Annotated in this window: 15 protein-coding genes and 1 riboswitch; of the genes, 12 read left to right on the top strand and 3 right to left on the bottom strand. The window is 71.7% G+C overall.

All coding sequences use genetic code 11. The features are described 5' to 3' along the window. Nucleotides 1–18: 18 nt before the first annotated feature. From CBQ26_RS21875 to CBQ26_RS10345, 3 genes are read right to left on the bottom strand one after another with little or no spacing between them, the layout of a single operon-like run. Complete coding sequence (locus CBQ26_RS21875; protein WP_280522587.1) at nucleotides 19–444, bottom strand: helix-turn-helix domain-containing protein; 426 nt, start codon at nucleotides 442–444, stop codon at nucleotides 19–21. A gap of 49 nt (nucleotides 445–493) precedes the next feature. Next, nucleotides 494–1,387, bottom strand: coding sequence for a ParB/RepB/Spo0J family partition protein (locus CBQ26_RS22820; RefSeq protein ID WP_088248552.1), 894 nt, complete (start codon nucleotides 1,385–1,387; stop codon nucleotides 494–496). Beyond that, a complete protein-coding gene (locus CBQ26_RS10345; RefSeq protein ID WP_088248551.1) occupies nucleotides 1,384–2,160 on the bottom strand; it encodes a ParA family protein in 777 nt (258 codons plus the stop codon). The genes CBQ26_RS22820 and CBQ26_RS10345 overlap by 4 nt, the downstream gene beginning before the upstream one ends. Nucleotides 2,161–2,945: 785 nt before the next feature. Here CBQ26_RS10345 and CBQ26_RS10340 point away from each other — a divergent pair. The 12 genes from CBQ26_RS10340 (at nucleotide 2,946) to cobU (ending at nucleotide 14,425) form a co-directional block, all read left to right on the top strand. Further along, entirely contained in the window at nucleotides 2,946–4,376 is a 1,431-nt protein-coding gene (locus tag CBQ26_RS10340) for a replication initiator protein A (RefSeq protein ID WP_088248550.1), read from the top strand. A 26-nt stretch (nucleotides 4,377–4,402) separates the two neighbouring features. Continuing rightward, nucleotides 4,403–4,533, top strand: a riboswitch (cobalamin riboswitch). 237 nt (nucleotides 4,534–4,770) lie between these two features. Beyond that, nucleotides 4,771–5,613 carry an ABC transporter substrate-binding protein gene (locus tag CBQ26_RS10335; protein WP_420689591.1) on the top strand — a complete coding sequence of 281 codons (843 nt, stop codon included), beginning with the start codon at nucleotides 4,771–4,773 and terminating at the stop codon, nucleotides 5,611–5,613. Then, nucleotides 5,610–6,242: a cob(I)yrinic acid a,c-diamide adenosyltransferase gene (cobO, locus tag CBQ26_RS10330; protein ID WP_280522585.1), complete on the top strand. Its 633-nt coding sequence runs from the start codon at nucleotides 5,610–5,612 to the stop codon at nucleotides 6,240–6,242. Before CBQ26_RS10335 ends, cobO begins: the two co-directional genes overlap by 4 nt. A gap of 286 nt (nucleotides 6,243–6,528) precedes the next feature. After that, complete coding sequence (locus CBQ26_RS22485; RefSeq protein WP_244898023.1) at nucleotides 6,529–6,765, top strand: cobaltochelatase subunit CobN; 237 nt, start codon at nucleotides 6,529–6,531, stop codon at nucleotides 6,763–6,765. A gap of 43 nt (nucleotides 6,766–6,808) precedes the next feature. Beyond that, nucleotides 6,809–7,051: a type II toxin-antitoxin system Phd/YefM family antitoxin gene (locus CBQ26_RS10320; RefSeq protein WP_078305285.1), complete on the top strand. Its 243-nt coding sequence runs from the start codon at nucleotides 6,809–6,811 to the stop codon at nucleotides 7,049–7,051. Then, nucleotides 7,048–7,443: a type II toxin-antitoxin system VapC family toxin gene (locus CBQ26_RS10315; RefSeq protein ID WP_088248548.1), complete on the top strand. Its 396-nt coding sequence runs from the start codon at nucleotides 7,048–7,050 to the stop codon at nucleotides 7,441–7,443. Before CBQ26_RS10320 ends, CBQ26_RS10315 begins: the two co-directional genes overlap by 4 nt. 34 nt (nucleotides 7,444–7,477) lie before the next feature. Then, nucleotides 7,478–9,133, top strand: coding sequence for an ATP-binding protein (locus tag CBQ26_RS10310; protein WP_244898022.1), 1,656 nt, complete (start codon nucleotides 7,478–7,480; stop codon nucleotides 9,131–9,133). A 44-nt stretch (nucleotides 9,134–9,177) separates the two neighbouring features. Continuing rightward, nucleotides 9,178–10,527 (top strand): cobyrinic acid a,c-diamide synthase CobB, encoded by a 1,350-nt coding sequence (locus CBQ26_RS10305; RefSeq protein WP_088248571.1) that lies wholly within the window; start codon nucleotides 9,178–9,180, stop codon nucleotides 10,525–10,527. Further along, complete coding sequence (gene cbiB / locus CBQ26_RS10300; protein ID WP_088248572.1) at nucleotides 10,524–11,441, top strand: adenosylcobinamide-phosphate synthase CbiB; 918 nt, start codon at nucleotides 10,524–10,526, stop codon at nucleotides 11,439–11,441. The genes CBQ26_RS10305 and cbiB overlap by 4 nt, the downstream gene beginning before the upstream one ends. Continuing rightward, nucleotides 11,438–12,481 carry an aminotransferase class I/II-fold pyridoxal phosphate-dependent enzyme gene (locus CBQ26_RS10295; protein ID WP_088248547.1) on the top strand — a complete coding sequence of 348 codons (1,044 nt, stop codon included), beginning with the start codon at nucleotides 11,438–11,440 and terminating at the stop codon, nucleotides 12,479–12,481. The genes cbiB and CBQ26_RS10295 overlap by 4 nt, the downstream gene beginning before the upstream one ends. Next, nucleotides 12,474–13,889, top strand: coding sequence for a cobyric acid synthase (locus tag CBQ26_RS10290; protein ID WP_088248546.1), 1,416 nt, complete (start codon nucleotides 12,474–12,476; stop codon nucleotides 13,887–13,889). The genes CBQ26_RS10295 and CBQ26_RS10290 overlap by 8 nt, the downstream gene beginning before the upstream one ends. Before the next feature lie 2 nt (nucleotides 13,890–13,891). Further along, nucleotides 13,892–14,425: a bifunctional adenosylcobinamide kinase/adenosylcobinamide-phosphate guanylyltransferase gene (gene cobU / locus CBQ26_RS10285; RefSeq protein WP_088248570.1), complete on the top strand. Its 534-nt coding sequence runs from the start codon at nucleotides 13,892–13,894 to the stop codon at nucleotides 14,423–14,425. Nucleotides 14,426–14,477: the final 52 nt, after the last annotated feature.

The following is a 14,477-nucleotide window of genomic DNA, read 5'->3' as shown; positions in this document are numbered from 1 at the left end:
GCCGCCAACGTGCCGGGGTCAAGGGCGTTGAGGCGTGAAGCCCGCCGCCCGTAGGAATTCATAGGTGCGCCCGAGATGGACGGACATTCCGTACTGCTGCTGAAGCCAGTCTTGAACGTCTTTACCGGACCAGACGATGCCCTGCTCGAAGTCAGCGTGCAGTCGGGCGGCCAGGGTCTGTTGTTGCTCGGCGGTCAGGAGGCGGGGAGCGCCCTGGTTGACGTGACGCGCGTCACGGAGGCCAGCGAGCCCCTGTTCGCGGTAGCGCTTGACCAGTCCGTAGACGGTGACCCGGTTGTACCGGGTCACCTGAAGGATCTCAGGTACGGGGCGTCCTTCTGCGAGGAGGGCGAAGAGTTGGGCTCTGCGGCGTTCGACGGCACAGGTGCTGGCCCGGTAGAGATGCCAGAAGGTGTCAGCGTCATGCGCGAGAGGGGCGGTCAGAGGGATCTGTTTGATGCACTGATCATAATCTATTTAATTGGAGTCCGTATCAGTCGGTATCGCTGGTCTGACCGCTCAGCAGGGCGCTGAGCTGCGCGAGCAGTTTCTCCGCGCGGGCGCGCTGGCGGGCGTCCAGGCGGCCCAGGGCGCGGCGGTCACGCAGCTGCTGGGCCACCGTGACGAACACGTCCTGGGTCGGTTGTGCCGGTCCGCGCAGCATCTCCCGGAGCGCCGCGACCGTCGCCCCGCCCGAGGCGGCCTCCAGCATGGCGTCCCGCAGGTCGTCCCGGTCGGCGCGGCCGATAACCAGCGCCTTGCGGTAGTCCAGGCCGGTGCGGACTGCCTCCTGAAGGTCCTCGGACAGGTTCAGCAGGGCGGCCCGGTTGCGGATGAACGAACGCCAGGATTCCCGGCCCAGCGCTCCGAACGCGGCGTCCAGGCGGGCGATCAGTTCCGGCTCGGTCTCGGCGTGCCGGTCCAGGGCGAACATCCGCGCGACCACGCTGTCTTCCGGGACGCCCAACGTCACCGAGGCTACCTGCAGTTTCGCGCGCACTTCCTCCATGACGTTCAGGTCCTCGCGTTGCAGGTTCTCGACGGCCGCTGCCAGCCGCGCCTCGCTGTCGCTCAGGGTGCGGATCAGGACCGGCACCTCGGTCAGGCCGGCCTGCCGGGCGGCGCGCCACCGGCGCTCACCAGCCACGATCTCGTAACGGCCGGACGCGGTGGGGCGGACCAGCAGGGGTTGCAGGACGCCCTGTTCCCGGACGCTGCGGGTCAGGTCGTCCAGGGCGTCCGGGTTGAAGTAGTACCGGGGCTGGAATTCGCCCGGATCCAGCAGGGTGGTGCTGAGGCTGGTGGTGGCGGGCTGCGCGAGCGTGTCCACGCCGGCGACCAGTCCGCTCAGGCGCGCGCCGATGACGGGTCGGGCCTTGCGGGTCATGCCGGGGCCTCCTCGATCTGCACGTTCAGGCCGGCGGCCTGCGCGATCTCGGCCGTGACGCGCAGCACGTCGCGGTGTACGGGTGAACCCGGCGCGTACACGCCGACCGGCTGCCCGGCGCTGGCGCTGTCGTTCCAGACGGCGCCACGGTCCGCGATGGGGCTGGCCAGCGGGTGCAGCAGCCCCCTGAGGGCCGTCAACGCCTCGCGGTCGTGCGAGCGGCGCGCGTCGAAGAGGGTAGGCACGTACAGCGCCACGGTCAGGTCCGGTCGGAGCTTCCGGTAGGTGGCCATGGCCTCGGCCAGACCGGCCAGGGCGTTCATGCCTTTCTGCCGGGTCGGGACGGGAACGATCAGGTGGTCGGCGGCCAGCGCGCCCAGGATAGAGAGCTGCCCGAGGCTGGGCGGGCTGTCGATCAGTACGGCGTCGTAACGGTCCGACCACGCGGCGAGCGCCTGACGCAGGTGCAGGTGCGCGCCGACGACACCCATCATCTGCCCCTCGGCCAGGGCGAGGGACACGTCGCTGGGAATGAGGTCGAGCCCGTGGACATGGACGGGGGAGGGGAGGGCGTCGCCGCGGGTGGCCGTGTCGTAGACGGTCTGGTCGCGCGTCACGCCGGTTACGCCCAGCCAGTCGGTCAGGTTGGCCTGGGGGTCGAGGTCCACCAGCAGGACGCGCTGCCCGGCAGCCGCGAGCGTGTACCCGACGTCGCGGGTGAGGCTGGACTTCATGACTCCGCCAGCGTGGTTGAAAAGCGTCAGGGTGCGCATTACCGCGCAGCCTACCGCGAGAGGAGCACCTCTGTCGCCTGAATGGAATTTTCCACTCGTCATGTGACGAGCGGGCGGGGAGAGGACTATCGGACAACTTGCGCCGTTTTGTCGGGAGGCGGCCTGAGAACCCGATAGTTGGTTTAACATTAAATCAATAAATGTACGTACGCGCCCTGCCTTTCCCTCTGCGAACAGAGCCACATGTGACCGGAAACAGTCTGATTGAAGGGTAGGCCCGCACGGACTCTCGGAAACGAGTGACGGGTATGTTTATGGCATATTTAATCTGCTCAATTCTTCCATCAACCTGTTTTTTGACTATCGGACAACTTGCGCCGTTTTGGGCAGGGGCACTATCGGACAACTTGCGCCGTTTCAAAAATCGTGTTGTCCAGAACGAGATTTTTCGCCGCAATCACCGTGTAATGCCCACTATCGGACAACTTGCGCCGTTTCGGGTCAAACTATCGGACAACTTGCGCCGTTTTTATCCACAGGTATCGGACAACTTGCGCCGTTGGCAAAGTCGACCTATCGGACAACTTGCGCCGAAACTATCGGACAACTTGCGCCGTTCGGCGCCGACTATCGGACAACTTGCGCCGAAACAGGGCCGAAACTATCGGACAACTTGCGCCAAACTATCGGACAACTTGCGCCGTTTCACCCTGAAAAAGCCGTGTGGCACGCATCTGGGTCGGGCGCTTGTTGTTGACAACATATATTATTCTTTTTAAGAGATTTAAACAAAAAAGAAAACAACAAACACAGGGGGAAGGGCAGTGGCCGACAAGGGAATCAAACGCTTCGACGAACTCAACATCGCCCGGTTGAGTCTGATCAGCGTGCAGGAACGCATCCCGGCCGATTACCGGGACTGGAGCGTCGAGCTCGAGGACGGCGACCGCCGCTACCGCGTGACCTGTCAGGCACTCCCCGAATACGGCGTTCCGCACGGCATCGACACCGACATCAGTGCCGCGCTGGTCAACCTGTACATCGACCAGGGCTCCCCGGCCGATGGCGCCGTGACCTGCACGCCGTACCAGCTGTTGCAGATGGCCGGACTGGACACCAGCGGCCGCTACTACGCCTCGCTCGACGAGAGCCTCAAGCGCCTGACCACCACGACCTACTTCATTTCCGAAGGGTGGCGCGACCATCCACGCGGACGCTGGACGAACGTCAACTTCCGGTACATCGACCGGATCGAATTCACCTCCGGCGAGGCGGAAAAGCTCGATGCTTCCAGCGTCCTGCGCATCACGCTGCCGCAGGAGATCTCCCGCAGCGTCCGGGCCGGGTACATCAAGTCCCTGGACCTGTCGTTCATGCAGACCCTCAAACGTCCCCCCACCCGCGCGCTGTACCGGCTGCTGGACGCCCAGCGCCGCGACCCGGAGAACCCGGACGCCGTGGCGATGGCCTACCAGGTGGGCCTGATGGAGTGGGCGGAGGCGTGCAAGATCGTGACCGACCGGCCCAGCATGGCCCAGCGGACCCTGGACGCCGCGCATGAGGAACTCATCGAGAAGGGCTTCCTGAAGAACGTCGAGTACCTGGGGCGTGGAAAGAAAAAACTGCTGCAGTACACCTTTGGCGAGGCGTTCATTCCGCCGGACCCGGCCCTGCTGCAGGAACTTGCGGACCTGGGGGTCACCCAGACGCGCGCGCTGCAACTCGTGCGCGAGCACGGCGAGCAGACGGTGGACGACGCGGTCGTGCGGTGCAAGGCGATCCTGGCGGCCGGTTACAAACCCCGGTCGAAACCGGCCTTCTTCGTGGACGTTTTGAAGAACCCCGGCAAGTACCAGCTGCCCGAAGGGGTCTCCGAGGCCCGGAAAGGCACCGCCAAGGCCCAGCAGGCCAAGCTGCGCCCCTCGGGTCAGCCCAGTCTGTTCGAGGCTCCTTTACGGCCCTCCGAAGAGGAAGACGATTCGGACGCCCTGTTGAGGGCCGCGCCACGCGAACAACAGATCGAGGAAGTCATGCGGACCCTGACCTTCCTGCTGCGCAACGACCTGAAGCTTCAGGAACTCGACACGCTCCGCCTCGCCCTTGACGAGGGCCTCGAAGATCCGTTGGAGATCAAGGCCTGGGCCATCAAGGGCATCAGCGGCGGCCAGAAGAGCACCGTCGTGCGCGACCTGCGTTCCCGGCTGGCCGTCAAGATGCAGGCCCTCCGGGACGGAACGCTGGCGCCCGCCCACTGACGGGCCCACCTCGTGGGCGCCGGTCTGCTAGGCTGGCCGCACCTGAGGTTGGGGAAGTCCGGTGAGAATCCGGCGCTGTCGCGCAGCGGTATGCCGACCGGTTCGCAGGAACCGGGACCCGGCGAGCCCGAATGCCTCTCAGGGACGCCCGTTCACGCCGGTTTCCGGTGCGTGCGTGGCACCTCTCGCCGTCAGAGGGCCGTGACATGAGTGACCCTGGACCCAGCCGTGGCATTTCCACGTGTGTTCCCGCTCTGGCCCCCGGCCGGAGCGGGTTTTTCATGCTGTGCGCCCGCTCCCGGCTGCCGTCCCAGTACGCACTGGAGTTCCCGCCATGTCCCACCTGCCTTTCCGTTCCTTCCGTCCCGGCGCTGCGCTGCTGATCGCCGCCGTCATGGGCGCCACGCAGGGCGCCTCAGCCACCGCGTATCCGCTGACCGTCACCGACGACCTGGGCCGTAGTGTCACGCTCAAGGCCCAGCCGCGCCGCATCGTGTCCATGCTGCCCAGCCATACCGAGACGCTGATTGCTATCGGCGCCGGCGCGCAACTGATCGCGGTCGACCGCTTCAGCAACTACCCGAAGGCCGCCGTGGAGAAACTCCCGAAAGTCGGCAGCGCCTACCAGCCGAACATCGAGGCGATCGTCGCCCTGAAACCCGATCTGGTCCTTGCCGACGAGTCCAGCGGGTCGCGCCTGACCGAGAAGCTCGCGCAGGCGGGCCTGACCGTGTACGGCGGCACCGGGCAGACCTTCAACGAGGTGTTCGAGAAGATCGCCGTGATCGGCAAACTGACGAACCACGAGGCGGGCGCCACGCGGCTGATCACGTCCATGCGCGCCGACCTGAACACCCTGCAGGCCAGTGTGCTGAGCCTTCCGAAGGTCAGCACGTACTACGAGATCGACCCCAGCCCGTACTCGGTCGGGCCGAACTCGTTCATCGGGGCGCTGATCGCCAGAGCGGGCGGGCAGACCATCGTGCCGGCCGCGCTGGGCGACTTTCCGAAACTCGACCCGGAACGGATCGTGAACAGCAACCCGCAGGTGATGATCGGCCTGACCCTCGATGACGCCCGCCGGCGCCCCGGCTGGACCGGACTGCAGGCGGTGAAGGCGGGACGGGTCTTCGCGCCCACACCCGAGGAACGCGACGCCCTGAGTCGACCGGGGCCGCGCCTGCCGGACGCGCTGCGCGCCCTGATCCGCTTCATTCACCCGGAGGCACTGAAGTGACGGGTGACGCCGCGGCGCTCGATCCCGTGACCCGCGAGCGCCGCGAGAAGGCCATGCAGGAACTCGCGGCCGCCCGTGACGCCCACCGCAAGGCCGAGGGCGTCAGCCGGGGCCGCCGGGGCCTGCTGATCGTGAACACCGGGAACGGCAAGGGCAAGACCACCGCCGCGCTGGGCCTGATGCTGCGCGCCCACGGCCGGGGCCTGCGCGTGCGGATGTTCCAGTTCCTGAAGCACGAGAGCGCCAAGTTCGGCGAGCACCGCACCCTGGACGTGCTCGGCGTACCGCACGAGGGGTTGGGGGACGGGTTCACGTGGAGATCGAAGGACCTGGAGAACAGCGCCGCGATGGCCGCGCACGGCTGGTCGCTGGCCCGCGCCGCCATCGAGAGCGGCGAGCACGACCTGATCGTGCTGGACGAGTTCACGTACGCCCTGAAGTACGGTTGGGTGCCCTGGCCGGAGGTCGAGGCGGTCCTGCGGGCGCGTGACCCGCTGCTGCACGTGGTGGTGACCGGCCGGGACGCCCTGCCGGAACTGATCGCCCTGGCCGACACCGTCAGCGAGATCCGGCCCGTCAAGCACGCCTACGAGGCGGGCATCGGCGCGCAGACCGGAATCGAGTACTGATGGGCTCCGTTCTGTTGCCCCCGGCCCTGGCGGCCGTGGGGCGCCCTGGAGGCGTGACGTGATCATCTGCGCCCGCCCGGACACGCAGCTCGCGCTGGGCCTTAACCTGCACGGCGTCCGCCGCACCGCCCACCACGCGCCGGTCAGCGGCGCGCCCGGCTGGGCGGCACGCAACTCGTGCTGCACAACCAGGACAACCGCGAGCACGACATCCCCGGCAGTGACGACTACCTGCAGTTCTTCGGCGGCATGATCGCCTCTGTGCGGCACCTGAGCGGCATACGGTATGTACGAGGGCGTGGCGCAGGCCTACGCGCTGGACCCGGAGAACCAGGCGTTCCTGCGCCGCTCGAACCCCTGGGCGCTGCAGGCCATCACCACCCGCCTGCTCGAAGCGCAGGGCCGGTGCCTGTGGAACCCGCAGCCGGGTACCCTGGGCGCCCTCCAGGCCCTGCTGGTCGAGAGCGAGGGGCTGCTGGAGGAGCGTGGCGAGACGGCCCGCACCAGCGGAGGCGGCGCGTGAGCCGCGTCACCCTGAAGTGCCCCATGTGGACTAAGCTTAGTCCATGCCAGAGACGGTCAACATCCACGCCGCCAAAACGCAACTGTCCCGCCTCGTGGACCGCGCCCACGCCGGCGAGGAGATCATTCTCGCCAAGGCTGGAAAACCCTACGCCCGGCTGGTGCCACTGGCGCCCGCCGCTGCGCGTGAACTCGGCTTCCTGGCCGGAACCGTCCAGGTCGGCGCGGCCTTCGCGCACGAATCCCTGCGCCCACTGTCCGCCGAGGAACAGGCGGACTGGGAGTGAACCTGCTGCTCGACACCCACATCCTGCTGTGGGCGACCCTCCAGCCGGCGCTGCTGCCGGGCGCGTGGCAGACCACGCTGCTCGACTCCCGCAACCGGTTGCTCCTGAGCGCCGCGACCGCCTGGGAACTCTCGATCAAGCACCGCAGCGGCCGCCTCCCGGAGGCTGCCCCGCTGCTGCTGGACTTCCACGCGGTCGCCGCACGACTCGGAGCCGAGGTGATCGACATCTCCCCGGCCCACACGGTGCGCGCCGGAGCGCTCGACTGGGATCACCGCGACCCCTTCGACCGCATGCTGGTCGCGCAGGCCATCGAGCACGGGCTCACGCTGATGACGGTGGACGCCAGCATCACGGCCTACGCCCACGCCCCGGTCCTCCCATCCCCCTGAACCGCTGCTCCCTGAGCCGCGGCACGGCGGCTGCGTGAACCCCTCCGAACCACGTCCGGACGCCGCGCCGCTGTTCCCGCTGTCGGCGGTGGCGCACCAGCCGGACCTGACGCTGGCACTGAGCCTGCTGGCCGTGTCGCCCGCACTGGGGGGCCTGCTGATCCGGGGCGACCGGGGCGCGGCGAAGAGCACGTCCGCGCGGGCGCTAGCGGCGCTCCTGCCGGCGCACGTGGAGGGCCTGCCAGCCGACGGGGAGGGCGCGGCCCCGTTCGTGAACCTGCCACTCGGGGCGGGCGAGGAACGGGTGGTGGGCACGCTGGACCTCGACGCGGCCCTGCGCGGCGAGGCGCGCCTGAAACCGGGCCTGACCGCGCAGGCGCACGGGGGCGTGCTGTACATCGACGAGGTGAACCTGCTGCCGGATCATCTGGTGGACGTGCTGCTGGACGCCGCCGCGATGGGCGTGCACCGCGTGGAACGCGACGGCCTGAGCGTGACCGCGCCCGCCCGGTTCGCGCTGGTGGGCAGCATGAACCCCGAGGAGGGCAGCCTGCGCCCGCAGTTCCTGGACCGCTTCGGGCTGTGCGTGGACGTGCAGGCGCCCACCGCGCCGGGCGAACGGGCCGAGATCGTGCGCCGTCGCCTCGCCTTCGACGCCGACCCCGCCGCGTTCACGCGGGCCTGGGCGGAGGCGGACCTGCACGCCCGGCTGGACGCGGCGCGTGGGCGGCTGGCGCAGGTGACCGTCCCGGACGCGCTGCTGATCCGCATTGCCGATCACGCGGCGGCGGCCGGTGTGCGCAGCCTGCGCGCGGATCTGGTGCTGTACCGCGCCGCCTGCGCCCTGGCAGCGCTGGAGGGCCGCGTGTCGGTCACGGCGGCGGACGTGGACCGCGCCGCGCCGCTGGTCCTCACTCACCGCCGGGCGCCGCACGCGCCGGACCTGCCGCCTCCGCCTGCCCCGCCACAGGACTCACCGCCGCCTGCCGAACCGCCGCAGCCTCCGGCCGACGCACCGGACGGTGAGGTCCCACCGGAAGCCGGGAACGAGCCGCCGCACATGACGGGCCCTCCGGACGGGGGAGACCACCTGCCTCCCGCTGGCGACCCGCTGGGCGAGGTGTTCGCGCCCGTGCCCACGCACGTTGCTCTGCCGATGCCCGGCGCGGGGCGCCGGACGGGCGACGCCGGGCGACCCCGTGTGACCGGCAGTCGCCCGGACGCGAACCCGGACTCGCTGGCGCTGCTGGACGCCCTGGGCGGGCCGGGTGGCCCGGCCCGCGCGGACCTGATCACCTTCCGGGGCGTGGGCGCCACGCTGCTGCTCGACTGGACCGCCGACGCCCACGCGGGGGCGCGGGCCGTGGAGGCCGCGCCCACCGGGGGCCGCTCGCCGCTGATGCAGGCGCTACGGCTGGCCCGCGCGACGCTGGGCGGCGCGCGTGGCGCGCGGCTGGTGCTGTTCACGGACGGCCGCGCGAACGTGCCCACGCAGCCCGGCGCGGACCCCTGGGCCGAGGCACTTGATGCTGCCCGCGCCCTGCGTGGCGTGCCCGCGCTGGTCGTGGACACCGAATCGGGCCGCGTGCGCCTGGGCCGCGCCGCGCAACTGGCCCGCGCGATAGGCGCGGACCTCGCGCCGCTGCACCTGCCGGACCACCACCCTGACCCATCCCTGGAGACCCCATGACCCCCCCCGACCCTGCCCTGACCGCCCCCCGCCCGGCCCCCGGCATGCCCCGGCTGGTGATCGCCGCCGCGCACTCCGGCAGCGGCAAGACGACGGTGGCCTCGCTGCTGTGCCTCGCCCTGCGCGCCCGTGGGCTGCGCGTGCAGCCGTTCAAGCTGGGGCCGGACTACCTGGACCCCACCCACCTGACCCGCGCGGCCGGGCGGGACGCGCGGAACCTCGACTCGTTCCTGCTGCCGCGCGGGCGACTGCGTGCCCTGTTCGCCCGCGCCGCCGCGCCGGCCGACGTGAGCGTGCTGGAGGGCGTGATGGGCCTGTACGACGGCCGTGACCCCCTGAGCGACGAGCATTCCACCGCCGATCTGGCGGGCCTGCTGGGCGCCCCGGTGGCGCTGGTGATCGACGCGGGCGGCATGGCCCGCACCGCCGCCGCCGTGGCCGCCGGCCTGCGGGACTTCGCGCCGCTGACCGTGCCGCCCGTCCAGGTGGCGGGCGTGATCCTGAACCGCGTGGGCGGCGAACGTCACGCGGAGCTGTGCGAGGCGGCGCTGGCGCAGGTGGGCCTGCCAGTCCTGGGTTTCGTGCCGCGCGACGAGCGGCTGCACCTCCCGGCGCGGCACCTGGGCCTGCTGAGCGCCGAGCAGGCCTCCTGGGACGCGGGGGACGCCCTGCACGCCGCGCGCTTCCTGCGCCTGGACGCGCTGCTGGCGGCCGCGCAGGCCCCCGCGCTGCCCCTCCCGCCGCCCACGCCCGTCCCGGTGGGCGAGCGGGTGCGGATCGGCGTGGCGCACGACGAGGCCTTTCACTTCTCGTACCCGGACGCGCTGGACGAACTGCGGGCGCAGGGCGCGGACCTCGTGCTGTTCAGTCCCCTGCGGGACGCCGGACTGCCGCCGGGCCTGGGCGGACTGCTGCTGCCCGGCGGGTACCCCGAGGCGCACGCGGCCGAACTGGAAGCGAACGCCGCCATGCGCGCCGCCGTCCGGGCTTTCGCGGCGTCCGGGCGGCCCGTGATCGGCGAGTGCGGCGGCCTGATGTATCTGGGCCAGTCGCTGGAAACGCCGGAACGCACCTTCGAGATGTGCGGCGTCACGCCGGACCGCACCCGCATGGCCCCCCGCCTGACCCTGGGCTACCGCGACGCCCACGCCCTGCAGGGCACGCCGCTGGCCCCGGCGGGCGCGGCGCTGCGCGGCCACGAGTTCCACCACTCGGTCCTGACGCACGCGCCCACCCACCCGGCCTACCGCTGGCAGGCCCCGGACGGCACGACCGTGCACGAGGGTTACGCGCGCGGGAACGTGCTCGCCAGTTACCTGCACCTGCACCTGGGCGCGGACCCCGCCCTGGCCCGCCGGTTCGTGGACCAGTGCCGCGCACCGGGAGGCCCGTGAGCCGCCGCGCCCTGCTGCTGGCCCTGACCCTGGACGCGCTGGGCGAGCCGCCCGCCCGCTGGCATCCGGTCGTGTGGATGGGCTCGTACCTGAACGCCGCGCGGCGCCGCTGGCAGGCCACCACGCCCGCCACGCAACTGCTGGAGGGAGGGCTGGGCTGGGCGGGCGGGGCCACGCTGGCCGCGCTGACGGGCGTGGCGGCGGCGCGGCTGCCCTGGCCCGCGCAGGGCGCGCTCCTCAAGCCGCTGCTGGCCCGCCGCGCCCTGCTCTCGGCAGTGGGGGAGGTCGAGGCGGCCCTGCACGCGAATGACCTGCCGGAAGCGCGCCGCCTGCTGGCGTGGCACCTCGTGAGCCGCGACACCACCCACCTGAGCGCCGCCGAGGTCGCCGGGGCCGCCGCCGAGAGCCTCGCCGAGAACCTGTCGGACAGCGTGGTCGCGCCGCTGCTGGCGTACCGCGCGGGCGGCCTGCCGCTGGCGGCCCTGTACCGCTACGCGAACACCGCCGACGCCCTGTGGGGCTACCGCACGCCGGAACTGGAATGGCCCGGCAAGGTCGCCGCGCACGCCGACGATCTGCTGAACCTCGCCCCGGCCCGCCTGACCGCCGCCTGCGCCCTGCTGGCCGCGCCACTGCTGGGACTGGACGGCCGCGCCGCGTTCCGCGCGTGGCGCTCGGGTCGCCGCGCCACGACCAGCCCGAACGCCGGACACCCCATGAGCGTGTTCGCCGGGGCGCTGGGCGTGCGGCTCGACAAGCGCGGCGTGTACGTCCTGAACCCCGCCGGGCGCGCGCCGGGCGCCCCGGACCTGCGCGCGGCGCGGCGTCTGGCGCACCTGACCCTGATCCTCGCTACGCTGTGCCTGATGCTGCCCCGCCCACCCGCCCGCCCTGCCCACCGGGGCCGCCCATGACCGCCGACCTCTCCACGGACCGCCCCGGCCTGGCGCCCCTGCTGCCGCGCGCCGCGCACGGCGGGCCGGACGCGCAGCCGTTCACGGGCCTGGATTTCAGCGTGAACACCAACCCGTACGGCCCGAACCCCCGCCTGATCCAGGCGGTGCGCGACGCCGACCACGCCCACTACCCGGACCCCACGTACGCCCGCGTGCGCGAGCGGCTGGCCGCGTGGCACGCCACCGAACCCGGCGGCGTGGCCCTCGCGACCGGCGCGTCCGACCTGCTGCACCGCCTGACCCGCGCCTTCCTGGGGGGCGGCGACACGCTGCTGAGCCTGCACGCGCCGTTCGGGGAACTGGCCCGCGCCGCCGCGCTGCAACGCGCGTCCGTGCAGGTCGTCCCGGCGCTGCCCACCACGCTGCCCGCCCGCGCCCGCCTCGTGTACGTCGGGTACCCGCACAACCCCACCGGGCACGCCCCCACGCCAGCCGAACTGCTGGCCGCCGCCGACACCTGCGCCGCCGCCGGGGCGCTGCTGATCGTGGACGAGGCGTACGCGCCGTTTACGGTCCTGCCGGTCCCGCCACGCCACCCGGCGCTGGTGCGGCTGCTGTCGCCCGGCAAGGCGCACGGCATCGTCGGCGCGCGCCCCGCCTACGCGCTGGCCGCGCCCACGGTCGTCGCGGCGCTCGACAACCTCGCCCCGGCGTGGCACGTCACGGCCGCCACTGCCGCCGTCCTGGCCGCCCTGCCGCACGGCGCCCGCTTCCTGGCCGAGACGCTGCCGCGCGTCGCCGCGCACGCCTCCGAACTGGCCGCCGACCTGGGCCGCCTGGGCCGCACCGAGCACGCCGGCACGCCGTTCATGACCCTGCGCGTCGGGGACGCCGCCGCCGTCACCGCCGACCTGCGCGAAGGCGGCATCCGCGTGCGCGACTGCACCAGCTACGGCCTGCCGGACTGTATCCGCGTCAGCACCCGCCTGCCCGGAGAGAACGCCGCCCTGCTGCGCGCCCTGACCGCCCGCCTGGGCCGGGGAGGGCGACATGGGTAAGGCGATCATGGTGCAGGGCTGCACGAGCAGCGCGGGCAAGAGTTACCTCACGGCGGCGCTGTGCCGCGCCCTGGCGAACGAGGGTCTGCGGGTCGCGCCGTTCAAGGCGCAGAACATGAGCAACAACGCCGGGGTCACGCCGGCCGGGCTGGAGATGGGCCGCGCGCAACTCGTGCAGGCCCGCGCAGCGCGGGTCACGCCGGACGTGCGCATGAACCCCGTGCTGCTCAAGCCCGAGGCGGACACGCGCTCGCAGGTGGTGCTGTTGGGGCAGGTCAGCCGCGAGATCACGGCCCTGCCGTGGCGGGAGCGCAAGTCGCACCTGTGGCCGCACGTGCAGACGGCCCTGCACAGCCTGCTGGCCGAATTCGACGTGGTGGTCATCGAGGGGGCGGGCAGTCCGGCCGAGGTGAACCTGCGCGGCAGCGACATCGTGAACATGCGCGTGGCGCTCGAGGCGCAGGCAGGCGTGCTGCTGGCCGCCGACATCGACCGGGGAGGGGCGTTCGCGCACCTGCTGGGCACCTGGCACTGCCTGACGCCCGAGGAACGCGGGTTGCTGCGCGGCTTCATCCTGAACCGTTTCCGGGGGGACGCGCGGCTGCTGTCGCCCGCCCCGGAGTGGTTGCAGGAGCAGACGGGCGTGCCGACGGTGGGCGTGATTCCCATGCTGGACGTGACGCTGCCCGAGGAGGACGGCGTGTGGCTGGACTCACGCGCCGCCACGCCGGACGCCGACGCGGGCTTCGTGGCCATCGCACGCCTGCCGCGCGTGAGTAACCTCGACGAGTTCGCACCGCTGGGTCCGCTGGCCCGCTGGGTGTCCCGCCCGGACGAACTGACGGGCGCGCGGGCCGTGATCGTTCCTGGCAGCAAGAGCACGGCCGCCGACCTGAACTGGCTGCGGCAGACCGGACTGGCCGCCGGAATCACGCGGCTGGCCGGGGCGGGCGTGCCGGTGCTGGGCGTGTGCGGCGGCCTTCAGATGCTCGGGCAGTCCATCCGCGACCCGCACGGCATCGAGGACCGCGCGCCGGGCGCCGACGTGCCCGGTCTGGGCCTGCTGGACCTGCACACCGAGTTCATGCCGGACAAGACGACCGTGCAGACCGCCTTCACGGACCCCGAGACGGGCTTCGCGTTGACCGGGTACGAGATCCACCACGGCCAGACCCGCGCCGGGAGCGGCGTGCAGACGCTCGCGCCGGGGCTGCTGTGGCGGCAGGGCAACGTGCGCGGCACGTACCTGCACGGCCTGCTGGAGAACCCCGCGTACCTGGAACGCTTCCTGGGCTGGGCGGACCTGCCGCTTCCGCCGGGCCTGGACTCGCTGGACGCTCGCCTGGATACAATCGCGGCGCAGGTGCGCGCCGGGCTGGACTGGTCGGTCATCGAGGGGATGCTGTGACGCTGCCAGCGGCGGGTCGGATCGTGTTCGTGACGGGCGGTGCTCGCAGCGGCAAGAGCACGTTCGCGGAACGCCGCGTCGCGCAGGAGGCCGCGCGGGTGGGCGGGGGCGTCACGTACCTCGCCACGGCGCAGGCCTTCGACGACGAGATGACAGGCCGCATCGCCCGTCACCGCGCCGATCGGCCCGCCGGGTGGGTCACGCACGAGGAACCGCTGACCGTGCCCGCCGCGTTGCGGGCCGTGACCACGCCCGCCGCGCTGCTGGACTGCCTGAGCCTGTGGGTCAGCAACCTGATGCTGGCCGGCCACACCGACGAGGCCATGCTGAACGCCGCCGACGACCTGCTGCGCGCCGCCCGCGAACGGAGCGGCGTGACGGTCCTCGTGACGAACGAGGTGGGCTTCGGGATCGTGCCGGACAACGCACTGGCCCGCCGCTACCGCGACCTGCTGGGCTGGGTGAACCAGCGGGCCGCCGCTGCCAGCGACGAGGCGCACCTGATCGTCAGTGGCCTGCCCCTGCGGCTGAAGTAGGGGCGGGACGGGCAGAGGGCGCCGCCGGAGGTTCACTCCGGCGGCGCCCTCT

Source organism: Deinococcus indicus, from assembly GCF_002198095.1.
Classification (GTDB): Bacteria; Deinococcota; Deinococci; order Deinococcales; family Deinococcaceae; genus Deinococcus; species Deinococcus caeni.
Note: the sequence above shows the minus strand (reverse complement) of the source record. Positions and strands in the feature narration are given on the sequence as shown.

Coding starts and splice junctions, on each gene's coding strand:
- CBQ26_RS22820 (WP_088248552.1), bottom strand. CDS start 1,387: ATGACCCGCAAGGCCCGACCCGTCATCGGCGCGCGCCTGAGCGGACTG.
- CBQ26_RS10345 (WP_088248551.1), bottom strand. CDS start 2,160: ATGCGCACCCTGACGCTTTTCAACCACGCTGGCGGAGTCATGAAGTCC.
- CBQ26_RS10335 (WP_420689591.1), top strand. CDS start 4,771: ATGGGCGCCACGCAGGGCGCCTCAGCCACCGCGTATCCGCTGACCGTC.
- CBQ26_RS22485 (WP_244898023.1), top strand. CDS start 6,529: ATGTACGAGGGCGTGGCGCAGGCCTACGCGCTGGACCCGGAGAACCAG.
- CBQ26_RS10320 (WP_078305285.1), top strand. CDS start 6,809: ATGCCAGAGACGGTCAACATCCACGCCGCCAAAACGCAACTGTCCCGC.
- CBQ26_RS10305 (WP_088248571.1), top strand. CDS start 9,178: ATGCCCCGGCTGGTGATCGCCGCCGCGCACTCCGGCAGCGGCAAGACG.
- CBQ26_RS10295 (WP_088248547.1), top strand. CDS start 11,438: ATGACCGCCGACCTCTCCACGGACCGCCCCGGCCTGGCGCCCCTGCTG.
- CBQ26_RS10290 (WP_088248546.1), top strand. CDS start 12,474: ATGGGTAAGGCGATCATGGTGCAGGGCTGCACGAGCAGCGCGGGCAAG.